Annotated in this window: 14 protein-coding genes; 5 read left to right on the top strand and 9 right to left on the bottom strand. The window is 61.1% G+C overall.

Annotated features, from left to right (window positions below; genetic code table 11):
* The first annotated feature begins 242 nt into the window (after positions 1-242).
* Positions 243-2597, top strand: a complete 2355-nt coding sequence (locus K3175_RS05040) for a TonB-dependent receptor (protein ID WP_221542231.1) — start codon at positions 243-245, stop codon at positions 2595-2597.
* A gap of 88 nt (positions 2598-2685) precedes the next feature.
* Positions 2686-5034 carry a beta-glucosidase BglX gene (gene bglX / locus K3175_RS05035; protein WP_221542230.1) on the top strand — a complete coding sequence of 783 codons (2349 nt, stop codon included), beginning with the start codon at positions 2686-2688 and terminating at the stop codon, positions 5032-5034.
* A gap of 240 nt (positions 5035-5274) precedes the next feature.
* Here the strand turns inward: bglX and K3175_RS05030 are convergent, their stop codons facing one another.
* Genes K3175_RS05030 through K3175_RS05005 form a run of 6 tightly spaced genes read right to left on the bottom strand, consistent with a single transcriptional unit; the run spans position 5275 to position 11589 of the window.
* Positions 5275-6558: a TRAP transporter large permease gene (locus tag K3175_RS05030; protein WP_221542229.1), complete on the bottom strand. Its 1284-nt coding sequence runs from the start codon at positions 6556-6558 to the stop codon at positions 5275-5277.
* Positions 6555-7040, bottom strand: a complete 486-nt coding sequence (locus K3175_RS05025) for a TRAP transporter small permease (RefSeq protein ID WP_221542228.1) — start codon at positions 7038-7040, stop codon at positions 6555-6557. The genes K3175_RS05030 and K3175_RS05025 overlap by 4 nt, the downstream gene beginning before the upstream one ends.
* The gene (locus K3175_RS05020) at positions 7033-8037 is read right to left on the bottom strand and encodes a TRAP transporter substrate-binding protein (RefSeq protein WP_221542227.1); all 1005 of its coding nucleotides are present in this window, start codon (positions 8035-8037) and stop codon (positions 7033-7035) included. Before K3175_RS05020 ends, K3175_RS05025 begins: the two co-directional genes overlap by 8 nt.
* A 4-nt stretch (positions 8038-8041) precedes the next feature.
* Complete coding sequence (locus tag K3175_RS05015) at positions 8042-9415, bottom strand: mannitol dehydrogenase family protein (RefSeq protein ID WP_221542226.1); 1374 nt, start codon at positions 9413-9415, stop codon at positions 8042-8044.
* Positions 9412-10821 carry a glucuronate isomerase gene (uxaC, locus tag K3175_RS05010; protein ID WP_221542225.1) on the bottom strand — a complete coding sequence of 470 codons (1410 nt, stop codon included), beginning with the start codon at positions 10819-10821 and terminating at the stop codon, positions 9412-9414. The genes K3175_RS05015 and uxaC overlap by 4 nt, the downstream gene beginning before the upstream one ends.
* 24 nt (positions 10822-10845) lie before the next feature.
* Positions 10846-11589: a FadR/GntR family transcriptional regulator gene (locus tag K3175_RS05005; protein WP_221542224.1), complete on the bottom strand. Its 744-nt coding sequence runs from the start codon at positions 11587-11589 to the stop codon at positions 10846-10848.
* A 111-nt stretch (positions 11590-11700) separates the two neighbouring features.
* Here K3175_RS05005 and manD point away from each other — a divergent pair, with 111 nt between their 5' ends.
* The 3 genes from manD to K3175_RS04990 all read left to right on the top strand — a co-directional run bounded on the left by manD (position 11701) and on the right by K3175_RS04990 (position 14175).
* Positions 11701-12909 carry a D-mannonate dehydratase ManD gene (gene manD, locus K3175_RS05000; RefSeq protein WP_221542223.1) on the top strand — a complete coding sequence of 403 codons (1209 nt, stop codon included), beginning with the start codon at positions 11701-11703 and terminating at the stop codon, positions 12907-12909.
* 1 nt (position 12910) lies between these two features.
* Positions 12911-13834, top strand: coding sequence for a sugar kinase (locus K3175_RS04995; protein ID WP_345719314.1), 924 nt, complete (start codon positions 12911-12913; stop codon positions 13832-13834).
* A 116-nt stretch (positions 13835-13950) separates the two neighbouring features.
* A complete protein-coding gene (locus K3175_RS04990; RefSeq protein WP_221542222.1) occupies positions 13951-14175 on the top strand; it encodes a hypothetical protein in 225 nt (74 codons plus the stop codon).
* 177 nt (positions 14176-14352) lie between these two features.
* Here the strand turns inward: K3175_RS04990 and K3175_RS04985 are convergent, their stop codons facing one another.
* The 3 genes from K3175_RS04985 to K3175_RS04975 are packed head-to-tail and all read right to left on the bottom strand — an operon-like array spanning position 14353 to position 19908.
* Complete coding sequence (locus K3175_RS04985) at positions 14353-15696, bottom strand: efflux transporter outer membrane subunit (protein ID WP_221542221.1); 1344 nt, start codon at positions 15694-15696, stop codon at positions 14353-14355.
* Positions 15693-18818, bottom strand: coding sequence for an efflux RND transporter permease subunit (locus K3175_RS04980; protein ID WP_221542220.1), 3126 nt, complete (start codon positions 18816-18818; stop codon positions 15693-15695). Before K3175_RS04980 ends, K3175_RS04985 begins: the two co-directional genes overlap by 4 nt.
* A complete protein-coding gene (locus K3175_RS04975; RefSeq protein WP_345719313.1) occupies positions 18808-19908 on the bottom strand; it encodes an efflux RND transporter periplasmic adaptor subunit in 1101 nt (366 codons plus the stop codon). Before K3175_RS04975 ends, K3175_RS04980 begins: the two co-directional genes overlap by 11 nt.
* Between the last annotated feature and the right edge of the window lie 42 nt (positions 19909-19950).

Raw genomic sequence — 19950 nt, 5'->3', positions numbered from 1 at the left:
GCTTCGTTCTCCTATTGCGTTACCCTTTGAGTGGAACCCGGAAAACAGGAGTCCCAATGGTTAGATGATGAGGCGGGAGTTGGAAAACTCGTGGGCGCTCTCCTCGCCCCCACGGCCCAAGGCGCTGTCAGCCGGCTCCCATTTATCAGGCCGCTTCGGTCATGCGCTTGACATGGTCTACCAAAAGAAATAATCGGTAAGACCAGATCGCGAGATACGCGACGATCCTTGGGAGAGATTCGATGCGAATTCTATCGGCACTTCTGGCTAGTTCCGCACTTATGAGTGCCGTTCCGGTCGCGGCGCAAAGCGGCGCCATCGTTCCGTCGCAAACGCCGGATGAGGCCAGCGACAAAGACGCGTCCGATCAGGCGGGCGAACAGTCGGTCATTAATGACCGGACTGCCCCTGAAGGCACGCTGGATGTCATCGTTGTCACCGCGCAAAAGCGTTCGCAGAATCTTCAAGACGTCCCGGTCGCGGTCACCGCCATCAGCGCCGACGCTCTTGTGAATCGAAATGTCGCCACAGTCTCCGATCTGCCCCGGCTCGCGCCGAGCCTGACCGTGACCCAAGGTAACGTTCCAACCAACAACTCGATCAATCTGCGCGGGATCGGCACAATCGCATTTTCGACGGCGATCGAGCCGTCGGTTGCCGTCATTGTCGATGACGTTGCGCTGCTGCAGCAGGCGCAAGCGTTTTCCGGATTGAGCGACGTCGCCCGAATCGAGGTTCTTCGCGGGCCGCAGGGCACTCTTTTCGGTAAGAACGCATCTGCCGGGGCGCTCAACATCGTATCTGAAGGTCCGACCCGCTATCTAACCGGTGCGGTAACCGGCACGGTGACGACGGATGAACAATACCGCATCGATGGCGTTGTTTCCGGTCCGATTGGCGACAGCGTCGGCTTCCGTCTCAATGGCTTCTATGGCGATCGCGCGGGTTACATCGATAATGTTTACGATGGGCGGCGCCTGAACAACGACAAGAGTTACGGCGTGCGAGGGCGGCTTGCGATCGAGCCGTCGCCGATCGTGGAGATCGACCTGACCGGCACGTACTCCGTTTCGGAAAGCGACGGCACCGCACGAACTTACCGGACCGTTCCTGCGGGCTCTGCGATCTATGGTTCGCCGCTTAGCAATACGCTGGTCGGTATTACGCCCGGCGAGGACAATTTCGACACTGCCTTCGACGGCCCCCTGTTCAACAAAAGCAAATCGGCCTTGGTGAGCGGACGCGTGACAGTCGATCTCGGTTCTGTCGACCTGGTTTCGATTACCAGTTATCAGGACTGGCGTTTCCGCTTCATCGAAGATTTTGATTATATCGTCGGCACCGTCATCGGTTTGCCCAACGGCATTGTGGCTGAGAGCAGCTATATGGCCAGCCAATTCGCGCAGGAACTGCGGCTGGCGTCGAATGGCGGCGGTCCGGTCAATTACGTGGCTGGGCTGTTCTACGCGAACGGTGAGACCGATCGGACGTTCGATCGCGGCCCCTCAGGACCGGCAGTCGCGCAGTGGAATTCGTCAAACGGCACGAAAAGTTACGCCGCTTTCGGCCAGGTCAGCTTTGATCTTGCACAAAGCACGCATGTCGATGTCGGCCTGCGCGCCAACCATGAAAAGATCGACGTCACTTACATCAACAATGTCGCCCCAGCGGTTCCGCCAGCCAACAATGCCAGATGCAACAGCCTGTGCGTCGGAGAGGCATCCGACAGCGTCGTCACTGGCAAGATCGCCCTTCGTCAAGACCTGTCAGATGGCGTGATGGCTTATGCGTCCTATTCGACCGGTTATAAGGGGCAGGGCTACGATATCTCGACCGGCTTCACTCCAGCCCGGGCCGCCGATCCAGTCAAGCCTGAAACCTCGGACGCCTACGAACTCGGATTGAAGAGCCGTTTCCTCGATAATCGTGTGCAGCTGAACGTTGCTGCGTTCTGGACGGACTTCAGCAACTTTCAGGCGCAGTCGGGTGTCCAATTGCCGGACGGGACGATCCAGCTTCAGCTCAACAACGTAGGTTCGGTACGGACCCGCGGCATCGAAGTGGAGCTCGAGGCCCGGCCCATCGAGGCCCTGCGGATAGATGGCGGTATCAGCTACACTGATGCCAAAATTCTAAAGTTCCCCAATGCACAATGTTACACGGGTCAGACGGAAGCCGAGGGCTGCCTGCCGGTGGCGGGCTCGCCTACGGGACTGCAGGATCTCGCCGGCGAGAGGTTGAGCAATGCTCCCGAATGGAAGTTCAACCTGGGCGCCAAATATGACATCTACATGCCTTCGATGCCATTCGATGCCTTCGTCCAGGCGGATGTGAACTATCAAAGCGATGTCAGTTACAGCCTCCTCGCCAATCCTCTGCTGGTGCAAGACGCGTATGCTCTGGTAAACGCGAGCATCGGGATCGACCAGAACGAACGTGGAGGTATGCGGATAGCGCTGTTCGTGAGCAATCTCTTCGACAAATCCTACGCTTCGGCCCTCGGCACGCCGGCGGGCGGTAGCGCGGGCCTCGTTGCCCAGACATTGCCCCGCGATGCGCGCCGCTACGCCGGGATCCGGGCACGCTTTAGCTTCTGAGCCGATTGCGCGGGCGCTGCGGCCTTTTCGCCTCATCGCCCGACAAATGCTTGCTTGAGCGAACAATGAATAAAGGGAAACCGACGATATGGTCCGGATATCACTTGCCGCATGCGTTCTCGCCGGTGCGTCCGCGATAGCGGTCACGTCATCCGTCTCGGCAACCGAACCTGTGGAAGCGCAGGTCACTGAAGATCGGGCATGGATGGACCAATCCCTCTCGTCCGAGGCTAGGGCGGAAGCCTTGCTGCAGGCCATGACACTGGAAGAAAAGGCCGGCCAGGTCTCTCAGCAATTCATGTTCGGCGAGTATGAACAGTTCGCGGCCGAGGTTCGCGACAGCCAGGTTGGATCGCTGCTGTTCGTCACCGACCCGACCATCATCAACCGGCTGCAAAGGGTGGCCAGGGACGAAACGCGGCTCGGTATCCCCCTGATCGTGGGCTACGACGTCGTGCACGGACTACGCACCATTTTCCCGGTGCCGATTGCCAATGCCGCATCCTGGGATCCGGCCGGGCTCGAACGCGCGCAGGCTGTGGCGGCGTCAGAAGCACGTGCGGTCGGCGTCCACTGGACTTTCGCGCCGATGCTCGACATTGCACGCGACGCACGCTGGGGCCGCATCGTCGAGAGCCCCGGCGAGGACCCGTTCCTGGCCTCTGCACTCGCCCGTGCGCAGGTCCGCGGATTTCAGGGGCCACAAATCGGCACGCCCGGCCGCCTGATAGCCGGGCCGAAGCACTTTGTCGGCTACGGCGCAGCCGACGGCGGTCGCGATTACGACAGCGTCTACATAGCCGATTCCGAACTCTACAATGTCTTCATGCCGCCCTTCGCCGCAGCCATCGATGCGGGCGCGGGCAATGTCATGAGCGCGTACACGGATCTGAACGACATCCCCGCCGTGGGCAACGAGTGGCTGCTCACAGACATTCTGCGCGACCAGATGGGCTTCACCGGTTGGGTGGTTTCGGACGCCAACGGAACCAAGAACCAGGTCGTCCAGAATTTTGCCAAGGACGAAGCCGAAGCCGCAGTTCGAAGCATCGCTGCTGGCAACGACATGGAGATGTCGTTCGGCCCCGCAGCCTCGGCCCGAACCCTCGCCGAATCCGTTCGACAGGGCAAACTGGACGTCGAAAGGCTCGACCGGGCAGTGCGACGCATCCTGACGGCCAAGTTCAAGATGGGCTTGTTCGAAAATCCGTTCGTCGATGAAGCCACGGCGGCGAAAGTACTGGCTGATCCCGCACACCGGGAGGTGTCACGGATCGCAGCAGAACGCTCGCTCGTCCTGCTCCAGAACAAGGGCAATGCCTTGCCACTCAGCGCAGGCGAACATGCACGTGTCGCCGTCATCGGTGCGCTGGCAGACTCGAAACTGGACATGCTCGGTCCTTGGGCCTTCCAGTACGACTTGCCCGAAACCGTCACCGTCTTCGAAGGCGTCCGCGATCGACTGGCTGGCAAGGCGTTGGTGGAAACCGCACCGGGCGTCCAGCTCAAGCGCCATTATCCCTCGATGTTCGACGTCCTCGATATTCCCGGCAGGCCAAAGCCGGAACCCAAATGGAGTGATGAGCGGTCGAGTGAGGAATTCGCGCGCGCCGTTTCAATGGCCGAAGGTGCCGATCTTGTCATCATGGCGATCGGTGAGGCGGAAAACATGAGCGGCGAGGGCGCATCGCGCGCTGAACTGACGTTGCCCGGCGATCAGCTCAGACTTTTCGATGCGGTGCTTGCCACCGGTAAGCCGGTCGTCATCGTCACGATGAGCGGACGACCTCTCGAACTGGGCTCTGTACTTGAGCGCGCGCCTGCAATTTTGCACGCATGGTATGGTGGCACGCGCGGAGGCACCGCAATCGCGCGTGCCCTGTTTGGAGACGTCAATCCCGGCGGCAAGCTTCCGGTCACATGGCCACGCTCGGTCGGCCAAGTTCCGATCTATTACTCCCACAATGCCACCCATGCCCCCAACGATCAGGGCAAGCGATATTGGGATCTGCCGTCGACGCCCCAGTTCGAATTCGGCTACGGGCTAAGCTACACCGATTTCACGATCGGCAATCCCACGCTTGGCAGGAAAACCCTGGCGCCAGGTGGCAGTATCGACGTGTCTGTCGACGTCACCAATACGGGCGAGCGCGCCGGAGACGAGGTCGTCCAGCTCTACATCCATCAACGCGCCGGTCGTGCATCGCGTCCCGTGCGCGAACTCAAGGGTTTCCAGCGGATAGGGTTGCAGCCGGGCGAAACGAAGACGGTGACATTCCGGCTCGATGAAACCCACGTGCGTTATTGGAACGACGCTGAGAAGACTTGGGTCGTGGACCCCGGAACTTTCGATCTTTGGGTCGGAGCGAGCTCTAACGCATCGAACCACACGACCTTCGAAGTCGGCGGAGAGCCGCGCGAAGTCGAAGGATGGTAGAGAAGTAGTGCCACTACCCTCGAGCCGAACAGCCATCCAGATCCGGCGCATCGTGAAGCGCTGAGGCGAAGCCGGCCACGTTACCGAGGCCATGCGCCCCTCGCTGCTGCCAGGACTGCCGCAACGGGCGCGCATAGCCACGGCCCCATGCGCAGCGAGGAAAGCTCACATCGTCATCTTCGCTTGTCGCGACTTCGGAGCCTGCCACCCGCGCCAGCGCCGGTGGACCTGCAATCTCCGTCAGCCAAACTGTCCTGGCAGCCAGAGCGAGAGCGAAGGCATCATAATCACCAGGAGCAGCGAGAAGAGCAGAGCGAAATAGAAGGGCCAGATCGTCCTGAGGGCTTGGCCCACCCGAAGCCCCTGAGCCGCGCATCCGACGAATAGGACCGAACCGACAGGCGGTGTCAGCAGGCCGATCCCGAGCGCAAGCATCAGCATGACGCCGAACTGGACCGGGTCCATCCCCACTTGCGTGGCGATGGGCAGGAAAATTGGCGTCGTGATCAGGATCAGCGGCGCCATGTCCATGAACGTCCCGAGCAACAACAGCATCAAGGCAATGAGCAGCAAGGTCAGGAGCGGGCTCGTCATTGCCGGCGCGAGCATCTGGGCGAGCTGCGCGGGTGCCTGCAGCACAGCCAGAACCCAGCCGAACAGCGATGCCGTGGCGATAATGAACATGACCATGATCGTGGTGCGGGCACTGTTCACGAAGGCAGAGCGTAGCCGCGTCCGATCGAGTTCGCGGTAGAGGAAGACACCGATGACCAATGTGTACGCGCAAGCAATGGCGGCACTCTCGGTCGGCGTAAAAATGCCGGCGAGGATCCCAACCAGAATAATGATTGCCGTCAGAATACCGGGAACCGCAGAAGCCGCCGTGCGGAGCAGTTCGCGGAAACCAGGGAATTCGCCGCGCGGATAGCCGCGCCGCGTTGCGACTACGGCAGCCACCACCATCAAAGTGAGGCCGGTCAGTATGCCCGGCACCACGCCACCCAGAAAGAGGTCGCCAATAGAAATTCCCGTCCCGGCGGCGGTGGCGAAGATGATCATGTTGTGCGAGGGCGGGATCAGCAAGCCGGTGATGGAGGCGGTGGTCGACACATTGACTGTGTAATCGGCATCGAATCCCCGCTTGCGCATTTCCGGACCGATTGCCGATCCCATGGCGGATGCGCTGGCAAGCGCGGAACCCGACACCGCTCCGAACAGCATAGAAGAAAGTATCGTCACCTGCCCGAGGCCGCCAGGCGCAGCGCCAAGCGTCGAATCCGACAGATTCACCAACCTTCTGGCGATCCCCGCTTGGGTCATCAATTCTCCTGCGAGGATGAACAGCGGAATAGCCATGAGAGTGAAGACGTTGACGCCTGCCGACATGCGCTGGACAGCCACGACAAGCGGGATATCGAGCATCAGCAGAAGCGCGGTGGCCGACAGAAACAGAGAGATCGCCACCGGCACGCCGAGATATAGCATGATGGCGAGCAGGACGAGCAGGATGAAGATGAACGTCATGCGCTTGCCGCGCTTCCTTCGATCTCTTCACCCAGGCACAGTTTTCGCGCCGCGAAGATCGCCATCAAACCGCCCGATGCAGGGATGACGAGGTAGACCATGCCGCGCGTCACAGGCAGTGTCGGAACGGCATTGGTCCACGTCGTCGCAACCAGTAGGCTACCCAAGCCCAGGATGAGGATGCCAGCCAGGATGATCAGCGCGTTCGCGGTCTGAACGGCGCGGCTGCGCCAAGGCTGGTTTAGGCTGGCCACGCCTTCGACGATGCGGATGTGAAACCCTTCCGCGATGCCGGACGCCGTGCCGAGGAACGTCATCCAGATCAGCAGGATCAGGGCAGACTGTTCCGCCCACGCAGGGCTGCTGCCGAGGACATAGCGTGCAAAGACTTGCCATGTCAGGATCGACATCATTAGTGCCAGAGCCAGCGCCGAACCGTATAGCAGCGTATGACTGACGCCCTTGAGCAAACGTTCAGTCATTGTCGCTCTCCATATTGCGGATATCTTCGACCAGCTGCTGAAGGTCTGGCGTTGCAGCATATTGCCGCCAGATCGGCTGCATCAGTCGGCTGAAGGCGGCCCGATCCACGTTATCGACGATCTGGACCCCGGCTTTACCCACAAGATCGCGCGCTTCGATCACCTGTCGATCCCAGATTTCGCGCATGAACGGGACGGACGCGTCGGCTGCCGCCCTTACCGCGTCCCTGTCGGAGGTAGAGAGCTTGTCCCAGCTGCGCTTCGACATCGCGAGAATTTCGGGCGCCATGACATGGCGGGTCAGGCTGTAGACCGGCGCGACCTCGAAATGGCGGGAGCTTTCGTAAGAAGGGAAGTTGTTTTCCGCCCCATCGATCACGCCCTGCACCATGCCCTGATAGACTTCGCCATAGGCCATCGGCGTTGCGTTGCCCCCCATCGCCTCGATCATGCTGACGAAGAGGTCGGAGGTTTGCACTCGGATCTTCAGACCCGCCATGTCTGCAGGTTCGCGCACCGGCCGATCGACGGTGTAAATCGATCGCGCGCCGCTATCGTAAAAAGCAAGGCCGATCAGGCCGTGACGTGAGAGCCCGCCGAGGATCCTTCGGCCTGCTGCACCATCCATTGCGGCGCGCATGTGGCCGATGGAGCGAAACAGGAAGGGCAGCGAAGGCACGAGTGTTTCGGGTACAAGCACGTTGAGCGGCGCAGAATTGATGCGGATGAAATCGACCCCGCCCAACTGCGCCAACTCCAGAGTGTCGCTTTGCCCGCCGAGCTGTTCCGAAGGGTAGACGTCAACCCTCACACGTCCGTCGGTAAGTCGGGCCAATTCTGTCCCGAAAAAGCGAAGCGCCTGAACGGTGGGGTAGTTTTCCGGCTGGCTGTCCGCAGCCATTAATGGGCGCGGGAACGTGCCACAGCCGCCCACCACTGCGGCGGCGCCGAAGGCACCCGCAGTCAATAGGGCAGATCGGCGGCTCAGGCGCAGCATAGTTTCACTGAAGAGCGCGCCATTTTTCGACGATGAATTCCCTCTCTGCCGTCGACGGAGACCAGGCCGAAGGAACGGGCCCCGACGGGTCGAATATGCCCGCGACCGCTTCCGCCGCGCCCGCACCCTCGCATATGGCCCGCAATTGCTCTGCCAGCGGATCCTCGACCGGCCGAACCCTGCCGCTGACATGGTGCAGCCAATGGGAGATACCTGTCAGGATCGCTTCGCAGCACGTGCCCGAGATCCGGTGCGCGGCGAGCACTTCAAGCCAGCGCTGGCCGATCTTCTGGCTCCCATCCATCGCGATCTGATCGAGACGATGATAAAGTGCGGGGTTCTCAAACCGGGTGACGAGTTGGTCGGCGTAGGCAGTCAGGTCCTGTCCTTCGCCGCTATTGATCGTGGGCGCGGCTTCTTTCAACATCAGACGCTTTACCAGAGCACGAAGCTGCCCGTCTGCAATCGCTTCATGCACGTAAGTATGCCCGCGATCGAGACCAGTGTAGGCAAGGAGGGAATGCGCGCCGTTCAGCATTCTCAATTTCGCGGTTTCAAAAGGCGCGACGTCGGCTACCACTTGTGCACCATGCTCATGCCATGCAGGGCGCGGGCCGGCGAAGTCGTCTTCGATCACCCATTGGCTGAACGCTTCGGTGAAGATCGCACCTTCATCACGAAGCCCGGTGCGTTTTTCCAGCTCGTCGAGATCGGCGGGCGAAGGGGCGGGGACTATACGGTCAACCATACTGTCGGGCGTGGTGCAATTCTGGTCGAACCATTCACGTAGGTCAGGTGCCTTCGCGTCGATCCATTCGCGCATCAGTCTGCCGAGCTGCTGCCCGTTGCCGGACAAATTGTCACAACTCAGCAGCGACAGGCCCGGCATCCCTGCCTTTTTGCGCTGCGCCAAAGCGGCGCACAGGATCGGATAGAAACCGTCGGCCGCCAGCGCATGATCGAGCGTCCCGTCCGGCGCCCGGCAATACCCTTTTTCGGTGACGGTAAAGCTGACCAGGTGGCAATTCGGAGACGCGATCCGTCCAACGATGGCAGCCTGATCGTGCCCGGCGACAAGCACCTGCGTTACGGACCCGATTACTTGCGTATCGTTTCCATCGCGCGACCTGATCGTGAGCGTGTAGAGGCCGTCCTGCGGATTCAGTTGCTTCGCGACCGTTGCCGAGCGCAACGAGACGCCGGTGATTGTCCACGGGCGCGCGCCAGACCGGTTGCAGCCATCAGTAAACTGCGCCTGGTGGGCGCGATGGAATGCACCGATCCCGAAGTGGACGATTTCCAGTGAAGCCGACCGATCGTAGTCGAACGCGTCGACTTCGCCCGACACGGCCCCAAGGGTATCCTGTGACAACCTCATAGCCGATAGGCTTCCTTGGCCAGGCGATACGCCAAGTCCCCGGCAAGCTCTGCGGCTTCCCAGTCCTGCAGACGATATTCGGCAACCAGCTGCGCCAGGAAACCGCAATCGATGCGTCGCGCCAAATCGTGGCGGGCGGGAATGGAAAGGAAGGCCCGCGTGTCATCGTTGAAGCCGACCGTATTGTAGAAACCTGCGGTTTCGGTCACCATCCGGCGATAGCGCCGCATACCCTCCGGGCTGTCATGGAACCACCACGCCGGCCCCAGCTTGAGCGCAGGATAATGTCCGGCCAACGGGGCTAGTTCGCGAGCGTAGGTGGATTCGTCGAGCGTAAAGACAATCACGGTGAGGCGGGTGTCGTTGCCGTGTTTCGCAAGCAGCGGTTGTAACGCGCGAACATATTCGGTGCGAACCGGAATGTCGGCGCCCTTGTCGCGGCCGAACCGTTCAAATAGCTGCGGATTGTGATTGCGAAAAGAGCCGGGATGGATCTGCATCACCAGCCCGTCGTCGAGACTCATGCCGGCCATTTCGGTCAGCATCTGTGCGCGGAACAGCTCGGCGTCTGCGGCGCTGACCTCGTCGGCCTGCACACGAGCAAACAAGGCTTCGCATTCGACCGCCGACAGGTCTGCCGTCATAGCTGTCGGATGACCGTGATCGGTCGAGGTGGCGCCCATCGAACGGAAAAAATCGCGGCGCTGGCGGTGCGCGGCGAGATAACCATGCCACGAAAAGCAGTCTTCGCCGGTCAGTGCGCCAAGTTTGCGCAAATTGGTGCGGAAGCCCTCGAACTCCGGATCGATGACCGGATCGGGGCGGTATGCCGTTATGACGCGTCCAGCCCAATCGCTATCTCTTATCAGCTTGTGGCTATCCAAAGTTTCGAGCGGGCTCTCGGTGGTTGCGATGACCTCGATGTTGAACCGGTCGAACAGCGCGCGCGGGCGGAAGGCCTCCGCTTGCAAACTGTCTGTAATGCGGTGGTAGTACATATCCGCCGTTTCGGCGCTCAGCATATCCTCAAGAGCGAATACTTCGCTAAAAACCCAGTCCAGCCAGATGCGCGAGGGTGTCCCGCGAAAAAGGTGGTAGTTAGCGGCAAACAGGCGCCAGGCCTCCTTCGGATCGGCTTTCTTGCCGCCATCGCGACCAGCCACTCCCAAGTCTTCCAGCAATAGGCCCTGCGAGTAGAGCATGCGCAGAATGTAATGGTCGGGTGCCAGCAGCAACTCGGTCGCGTTCTCGAAAGCTTGGTTGTGGGCGAACCACGCGGGATCGGTGTGGCCGTGCGGGCTGACGATCGGCAGGTCGCGCACTGAGCGATAGAGATCGCGCGCGATCTTCCGGACTTCCGGTTCTGCTGGAAACAGCCGGTCGGGATGAAGCGAGAGTTTGTGCATTGCGTTGGCTGCTGCGCAGACCACTTATGCCGTCACGCGTGAGAAGCGTTCGCGGCGCGCCTCGACGCTGCGGCGCGCCTCGTCCACTGCGCGCTGTTCGGTTGCGAACAACAGGCTTTCGAGAACTTGCGACAGATGCCCCCGCATCGCTTCACGCGCCGCCTTCGGGTCTCTCGCTTTCAGTGCCTTGAGGATGGCCGTGTGTTCGTCGACCACCGGCTTGATGTTGGCGTGGCGCGCCTTTTCATGAAGCAGGGCCGCTTCGCGCGACGTCCGGCGCAAGGCCCAAAATCGGTCGACCGTATCGAACAGCGCGCTGTTCCGCGCCGCCGTCGCGATCGCGAGGTGGAAGGCCGCATCGGCCTCCTCCTTGCCGTCGGGCGTCTTGTTTTCGGCATCGATTTGGTCGACCAGACTTTCGAGTTCGCGCAATTCCTCGTCGGTGATTTGCGCGGCGGCGAGCGCGGCGACTTCACTCTCGACCAGAAGGCGGGCTTCGGTAAGTTCGATGGCCGAGACGTCCTCTTCGCCGCCCGCCTTCGCTTCGGAGGCGGACAGGACATAAACTCCGGACCCGACGCGCACCTCCACGAGCCCCGCGACCTCCAGGGCGATAATCGCTTCACGGATGACCGGACGGCTGACCTCAAACCGGACGGCAAGGTCACGCTCGGCCGGCAATCTGGCACCCACGGGAAAGGTCCCGTCTCTGATAGAGGTCATCAGCCGGGCGGCAATGTCTTTGTACAATCGCGGTGTCGGTGGCATGAAAATCCCTTGCCCTTTTTCTTTTGGACTTACCGATTGCGTCAAACTTGACAGACCAAAATGATGGCGTCAAGGAGCGTCATCGTCAGAAATAGAATTTTGGGTATTTGCATGCAAATCCAGGCTGCCAAGGTCATCGTCACCTGCCCGGGGCGTAATTTCGTCACGCTAAAGATCATGACCGACGAAGGTGTCTACGGGATTGGCGATGCCACGCTGAACGGGCGTGAGCTTTCCGTGGTGTCTTATCTGGAAGACCACGTCATTCCCTGCCTTATCGGCAAGGATCCGAGGCGCATCGAGGACATCTGGCAGTATCTCTACCGCGGTGCCTACTGGCGGCGCGGGCCGGTGACGATGCGGGCCATCGCAGCAGTCGATGTCGCGCTGTGGGACATTAAGGCCAAGATGGCAGGAATGCCGCTCTACCAACTGCTCGGCGGTCGGAGCCGGGACAAAGTCATGGTTTATGGCCATGCCAACGGAAGCGATATCTCAGAGACGGTCGATGCAGTCGGCGAATATATCGATCTAGGCTACAAGGCGATCCGCGCACAGACCGGCATACCGGGAATCAAGGATGCCTACGGAGTGGGGCGTGGCAAACTGCGCTACGAGCCCGCCGATGCAGCGCTTCCGTCGGTCACCGGCTGGGATACGCGAAAGGCGCTGAATTACGTGCCCCAGCTGTTCGAGAAGCTGCGCGATACCTATGGATTCGACTACCACTTGCTGCACGATGGTCACCATCGTTACACGCCGCAGGAAGCAGCCAATCTGGCAAAGATGCTTGAGCCCTACCAGCTGTTCTGGCTCGAAGATTGCACCCCGGCAGAAAATCAGGAGGCCTTCAGGCTGGTACGCCAGCACAGCGTCACGCCGCTTGCCGTCGGCGAGGTTTTCAACACGATCTGGGACTGCAAGGACCTGATTCAAAACCAGCTCATCGACTATATCCGTTGCACGATCGTCGGGGCGGGTGGTCTAACCCATTTGCGCCGCATCGCCGACCTCGCCGCTTTGTATCAGGTCCGCACCGGTTGCCACGGTGCGACCGATCTTTCGCCCGTCACCATGGGCTGCGCGCTGCATTTCGACAGCTGGGTGCCCAATTTCGGCATTCAGGAATACATGCGTCACAGCGAGGCGACGGACGAAGTCTTCCCGCACGATTATTCATTTGCCGACGGGTATCTGCTTTGCGGCGAAGCACCCGGCCACGGGGTCGATATCGACGAAGAACTGGCCATGAAACACCCTTACAAGCCAGCGTCTCTCCCAGTGGCGCGCCTGTCGGACGGCGCAATGTGGAACTGGTAAGGTGTCCGCTCGCCGCATAGTCTGCGTGGGGGAAGGCATGGTCGAGCTGCGCACGGAAGCCGATGGTGGCTGCCATCTGGGCTACGGCGGCGACACGCTGAACACGGCTATTCATTTGGCCCGGCTGGGCTGCGACGTGACCTACGCCACGGCGCTGGGCATCGACACGTTTAGCCGGAGATTGCTCGGCGAGTGGGCACGCGAAGGACTGGATTGTAGCGCCATCTTGCTGGATCCGGCGCGCAGGGTGGGACTCTATGCAATCACTCTGGACGAAGCGGGCGAGCGAAGCTTTACCTACTGGCGAAGCGATAGCGCGGCGCGCCGGATGTTCTCGCTATCCGGAAGCGCCGTAATTGGGGACGTGGTCCGTTCGTCACCTGCTGTGGCGTTTTCGCTGATCTCCCTGGCGATCTTGCCCAATGATGGGAGGGATGCCCTCATCTCCCTTGCCGGCGCGGTTCGCAATTCCGGGGGAATGGTGGCCTTCGACGGCAACTACCGGCCCGCCCTCTGGGAGGATGCTGCTGCTGCGGGTTACTGGCGCGACCGCGCAATCGCTGCGTCGACCATCGGCCTTCCGACCCTCGACGACGAAATTGCGCTGAGCGGACAGGCGACGGCGGACCAAGTGGCAGAGCGGTGGAGCACCCTCGGTTGTGGTGAAACCGTAGTGAAATTGGGTCCTCTTGGTTGCCGATTGCCCGATGGTGAAAGGGTTGCGCCGTCAAACCTACTCCTTCCAGTCGACACTAGCGGAGCAGGTGACGCCTTTGACGCAGGTTACCTGGCAGCTCGTTTGGCCGGAGAGGAGGTCCAAGAGGCCGCACGAAAGGCGAATGCTCTCGCGGGCTGGGTGATAACGCATAAGGGCGCAATCCCGGAGCGCACCCAGGATGCACCGTACTTTCAATTCGCCGGCTAATTCCCTGACATTTGCGAGCAGTGGTGAAACCAGCTGTACTTAATCTGCCTTTGTTACTGCTGCTGCTGCTCGACGATGCGGACTGTACCCGCTCGGGATAACGCCGATATGGGCGAATGACCAGTATTAGGGCGCATAACTGCAAGCCTTCGACCTTGATCGAACGGCAGCTTTCGGGTCTCAGCGTCAATCTTTCGGATGACCGCCATTGGGGTGCAAAGCTGCCATTACGAGGGCAGTGGAAAACAGAATTTCCCAATTATTACAGTGCCCATCACTTTCATGCCGGGTGCGCCACTTTCCGTTCGATGATCTGTGGGGACAACCTCACCATGATCTAATCACGATGTTGAATGCACCTCGTCATGAAAAAGCTTAGTGAGCAATTTTCGAGGCCGTGCCGCACAGGTCTATTACTGGCTTTGTGAGCAAAATCTTCTCATTCAATTGCTTTCGCCGAACACCGACGGTTTGCATTGGCCAAAATCAAGGCTGGTTACCGGTGTCTGCGACGAAGATCAGTGGGAACCGACCCCGACGTGAAAAGCTGTGTAGGCTTCGGCCAGTGCAGCTTCGCTGTCGATGAGTGACTGCCGGCTGGCAATCAATTGGCGCTGTGCGTCCAATACATCAAAAAGCGACGCTAGCCCCTCCCGATAGAGAGCGTTTGACTGTGAAAGCGCGGTTTCGCTTTCTTCAATTGCCTCCGACAGGGCGTCGCTGCGCTGGCGGTACGCTTCTATCGCGACCAACGCGTTTTCGACTTCGCCCAGCGCGTTCAGGAAGACAGCGTTGTATTCCGCGAGTGTAGCTTCTGCTTCGAATTCGGCGGCAGATACTTCCGCCCTGCGCCGGCCTCCGTCGAACAGCGGCAAATCGAGCGCTGCGCCGATACCGATCAGGAAATCGCCAAACAGCCCTCCAAGTGTCCCGTCGCCGATGCCGAGTGTACCTGGGATGGTTAGCGAAGGTCGCAGGTCCGCCCGTTCGATCCCGATAGTGGCCGCCGCTTGTGCCAGCCGCGCCTCCGCTGCGAGAATGTCGGTTCGCCGCCGTAATAGGTCTGCCGGGACACCCGCGGGTGGCCCCAGTCGGTAATCGGGTATGTCCGCTTCACCGGCACCGGGAACGGAAAAAGCGCCGGGCGGCTCAGCCAACAGGACTGCGAGAGCATTTTGCGCCTCGTTACGAGCAATTTCGATGAGGCCGCGCCGCGCCCGGGTCTGCGCAAGGTCCGCCGCCGCGCGCCTTACGTCAAGATTGGCGGCAAGACCCGCTTCGAAACGCAGCTTCACGATCCGGAGCGTCTGTTCCTGCAAATCGGTCGATTGCTCCAGCAATTCGAGCTGGGCACCGGTGCGGCGATATTCGATATATTGGCTGGCGATTGCCGCGGCCACGATGCGCCTCTGATCCGCGAGCAAATATTCCGCTTCGGCATAATCCGCCGCCGCTGCGCGCACTTCAGCTGCCAGCCGCCCGTTGATGTCGGGATTGAACAGTCCAAAGAGGCCTGCCGTTGCGGTAACCTCGCTGTCGCTCGCCAGCGACACCCCGGCTTCTGTGGCGCCGTCTGCCGACGGGACCAAATCGGACCGCTCGGCCCGCAGGAGCGCGGCTGCCGAACCGAGCCGATCAGAGGCCGCGTCAATATCGAGATTGGCAGCGAGCCCTTGCCGGATAAGCGTATCTAGTACCGGGTCCTCGTAGCCTAGCCACCAGTCCCGCTCGATGCCGGATGGCGGAAGGTCCGTCGCATAGACTGGCGGTGTCTCGACAAGCGGAATCATTACTTCGGGTTCAGTGCCAGCGCATCCCGCTAGCAAAATCGCCGCGCCGGTGACTACCAATTGGTGCCTCATGCCGGAGCCATCGTCATGTCTTCGTCCACGTCCTCGATCTCGCGATGCAAACGCTCCAGATCGACATTGCGCGGTTCGCCGAAGCGCGCGATGCCGAGATAGATGACCGGGGTAAGGAACAGGGTGAAAAGGCCGGCAAGGCCAAGACCGCCGAAAATGACCCAGCCGATCGACTGGCGCGCTTCTGAACCTGCCCCGCTTGCCAGGATAAGCGGCAACGCGCCCAGCACGGTGGAGATCAGCGTCATCGCGATCGGGCGCAGGCGAATGGCAGCCGCTTCTTCGACCGCTTCGCGCACGCTGCGCCCCTGCTGCCGTAGCTGGTCAGCGAATTCGACAATCAGGATCCCGTTCTTCCCCATCAGACCGATCAGCATGACAAGGCCGATCTGAGAATAGATGTTGAGCGACACGCCAGACAGGTACAGCGAGAATATCGCCGCAGCGAGGGCAAAAGGCACGGTCAGCAATACGACGAGCGCGCTCGTCAAACTTTCGAACTGCGCGACTAGGACGAGAAAGACGATCACCAGGGCAAAGGCATAGGTCAGGAGCAAGTCATTCGACGTCTCTTCAAGACTTTCGGCCTCGCCCTGGAGCAGCATATCGATGCCTGGACCTACCGCTTCCTGTGAAAGGCGTTCGATCTCGTCCACCGCATCGCGCAACGGAGTACCCGCTTCGATATTGGCGCTGACCTCGATCGCGCGCCGCTGTTCGGTCCGGTCGAGTTCCGCAGCGATGCCCTGCTCTTCGATCTGCGCGACGCTGGAGAGGGGGACCAGCGTGTCCTCGCCGCCTACAGTGCCGCGCACGTAAAGATTGCGCAGGTCCGGGGGGTTGGTGACAGTCACCGCCTGCGCAGTCAGGAAGATCGGCACCGCCTGATCGCCGACGTTGAGGTCCACGAGATCGTCTCCGCCGACCATCGCCCGTAAAGTCTGCGAAAGATCGTCCAGGTCGACGCCGAGATCGGCAGCGCGTTGCCGATCAATCTGCACGGACAATTGCGGCTGTGTCGGCTGGTAGGAGATCTCGGCATTCGACAGAATATCGGACCGGGTATCGATCGCAGTCGCGAGCGCTTGCGCGGAATCGTAGATCGTATCGTACTCCGCTCCGGTCAGTGCGACTTCGATACCGTTTCCGCCACCGCCGAAGCTCAACGTCCCGCGCCCGCGTGCATTGGTGCGCGAGCCTGGTATTTCCTGAAGCGGCTCGTTCAGTTCGTCCACGATCTCGGTCTGGCTCCGGTCGCGGTTATCCCAGTCGGCCAGCTGTGCGGTCACGCGCACGCGGTTGGGATCATAGCGGCCGACGATCGAGAATGTACTCTCGATCTCGCCACTGTCGAGATAGGGCTGAAGCACCCGCTCCACCTCGTCGAGCTCACCATCCATGAAATCGATGCCGACCCCGTCAGGCCCGGTCGCATCGACAGTGATGACGCCGCGATCCTCGTCGGGCACCAGCTCGTTATCGAGCTGCGAATATAGCAGGCCCGCCGCCACCGCGACGACGACGGACGCGATACCGACCAGTTTGGGCCGGTCGAGGCAGCGCCGCAGAGCGCTTTCGTACCATGTGTTCGCCTTATGGCCCCAGCGCGACAGGCGCCCGCGTTTTGCCTCGTCCTCATCCTCCTTCGCGCTTGTCAGGTCGAAGCGGGCGGCGAGAGCGGGTACGAGCGACAGCGCCACGAAGCTCGAGATGATGACGGCGACCGCAAGCACGAACCCGAATTCGCGAAACAACCGTCCTGCTTCCGACGGAAGGAAGCTGATCGGCACAAACACCGACACCAGCACCGCCGTAGTGGCGACGACAGCAAAGAACACCTGCCGGGTGCCCAGTACGGCTGCCGCGCGTCGCCCGAGCCCCTTGTTCTGCAAGCGCTGCGCGTTTTCGAGCACGACGATGGCATCGTCGACGATGAGGCCTGTCGCCAGCACAAGGGCGAGCAGCGTCAGCAAGTTGATCGAAAAGCCCATCATCCAGATGCCGGCGACCACGCCCACCAAGGCGACCGGGATGGTGGCGCTCGGCACCACGGTCGGCCGCCAGGCGCGGAAAAACATCAGCATGGTGCCGATCACGACAAGTATGGTGAAGCCGAGCGTGATGAGCACCTCGCGAACGGAGATGCGGATGAACTCGGCGTCGTCGGACACGACGTCGATGGAAAGGTCGGAGAACCGCTGGTTCAGTCGGTCCACGCCTTGCCGGATACTATCCGAGATCTCGATCGTGTTGGAACTTGCTTGCCGCACAACGCCAAGCCCCACGATAGGCCGCCCATCGAGGCGCACGAAATTGGTGGCGTTGGCAGGCGCGAAATCCGCCTGCGCCACGTCACCCACGCGCGTAGTGCCGGAAATGACCACGTTTTCGATCAGGGCGGGGCTCGTAGCGCTCGCTTCGGCGCGCACCACCAGTTCCTGTGCGTCCGAACGGAACGAGCCGACCGGGACGTCGTAAGGCGCGTTCTGCAGCGCATCGGCGACATCGGTCAGCGTCAGGCCGAAGCGGTTGAGCCGCGCCGGGTCGACTGACACGCGCATCTGGCGGGCACGGGTGCCGAACTGTTCGATGCTAGCCACCCCTTCGGCGGCCAGCAATTCGGGCACAATATCGTTCTCGACGATGCGCGTGAGCTCTGCCTGATCGTATTTTGTCGATTGGACCGCCAGCGTCATGATCGGCTGCGCATCCTGATCGGCCTTGACCACCGTCACCTGCTCTACCCGCTCGGGAAGATCGCGGTTCACTCGGCTGACCGCCTCGCGCACATCGGACGCCGCCGTGTCGAGATCGATGCCGGGGTTGAACTCGACCCGGATGCGCGAATTGTTCTCCTCGCTGGACGAGCTGATCTGGCGCACCCCGGAAACGCGCGCTACCGCGTCTTCCAGCAGACTGGTCACTTCGGAATCCATGGTTTTGGGAGCGGCGCCGGGCAGGCTCGCAGTGACCGACACGATCGGACGGTCAACATTGGGAAGTTCGCGTACTTCAGCGCCAAGAAGGGCCGCGATCCCCGCAATGACTATCAGCAGATTGAGCACGCCGATCAGCAGCGGCCGCTTGACCGCCAGCATGGGCAGGTCGAACTTATTCTTCATCGGCTGCGGGTGGAGAGGCCGCCCCTTGCTGCTCGCGAATGCGAACCTGCTGTTCGCTCGCGCTGCCACCGCGCACGATACGGATGTCCTGCCCGTCGCGGACCTTCTGTACGCCTTCGACGATCACGCGGTCGGTGCGGCGAAGCGCTCCGTCGACGAACACGCTGCCGTCGCGGCGGGAGGTAATGGTGACAGGAATGCGGACCGCTTTCCCTTCGCGGATCACGAATAGGTGGGAGCCTTCTCCGCCCCAGACGATCGCCTGCTCGGGCACGACGGGGCGCGCCTCCCCGGCACTGCTGAAGAGCACCCGGAAGCTCATGCCCGGCCGCAGGCGGTCATCCTCGTTCTGGATCGCAGTGCGCACGATGAAATCGCGGCTGTCCTGCGATACGCGGCTATCGGTCGTCACCACCCGAGCATCGATGGTACGAGAGGGATCTGAAAAGGGGGTCACCTGAACCACCTGCCCAGGCCGGAGCGAATTGAAGACCGCCTCGGGAGCTGGAAAGTCGACGTAGAGGGTGACGCGCTGATCGATCTGTGTGATCGGCGTCGTATCGTTCACCCGGTCGCCGGCGTCGATCTCAGTAAGGCCCACATGGCCGCTGAAGGGCGCGCGTACCACCCGGTCGGACAATGCGGTTCGCGCCTGTTCCAAGGCAACGCGCGCCGAGGCGAGCGCGGTTTCGCCTGCCTCGATCTGGCTTTCGGAAATTGCGCCTGTATCCTCGATCCGTCGGTAGCGGCCGAGTAGCTGGTCGGCCTCGCGCACGTCGACCTGTGCCGCTTCCACCGCGAGCCGCTCCTGTCGGGCATCGAGACGAATGAGTGGTTGCCCCTTCCTGACGAAATCGCCCGCATTGAACAGCACGTTTGTAACGCGACCATCTGTTTCGGCATAGATTTCTGCAGAAGTCGCAGCGCGAGCCGAACCGATCGCCTCGACCTCCACCTCTTCGGGAAGAACGCGAATTTCCTCGGCTACAACCGGAACGGCTTCACGTTCAGGTTCAGGTTCGGCTTCCCCACAAGCTGTGATGAGGAGGGATAGAGCAACTAAAGAAAATCGGAAAATCGATCTGGCCACTGGGATGGCCTAACGAATAATATCGTCAGGGGGAAGCAGCGA

Source organism: Qipengyuania aestuarii (assembly GCF_019711535.1).
Lineage (GTDB): Bacteria > Pseudomonadota > Alphaproteobacteria > Sphingomonadales > Sphingomonadaceae > Qipengyuania > Qipengyuania aestuarii.
Note: the sequence above shows the minus strand (reverse complement) of the source record. Positions and strands in the feature narration are given on the sequence as shown.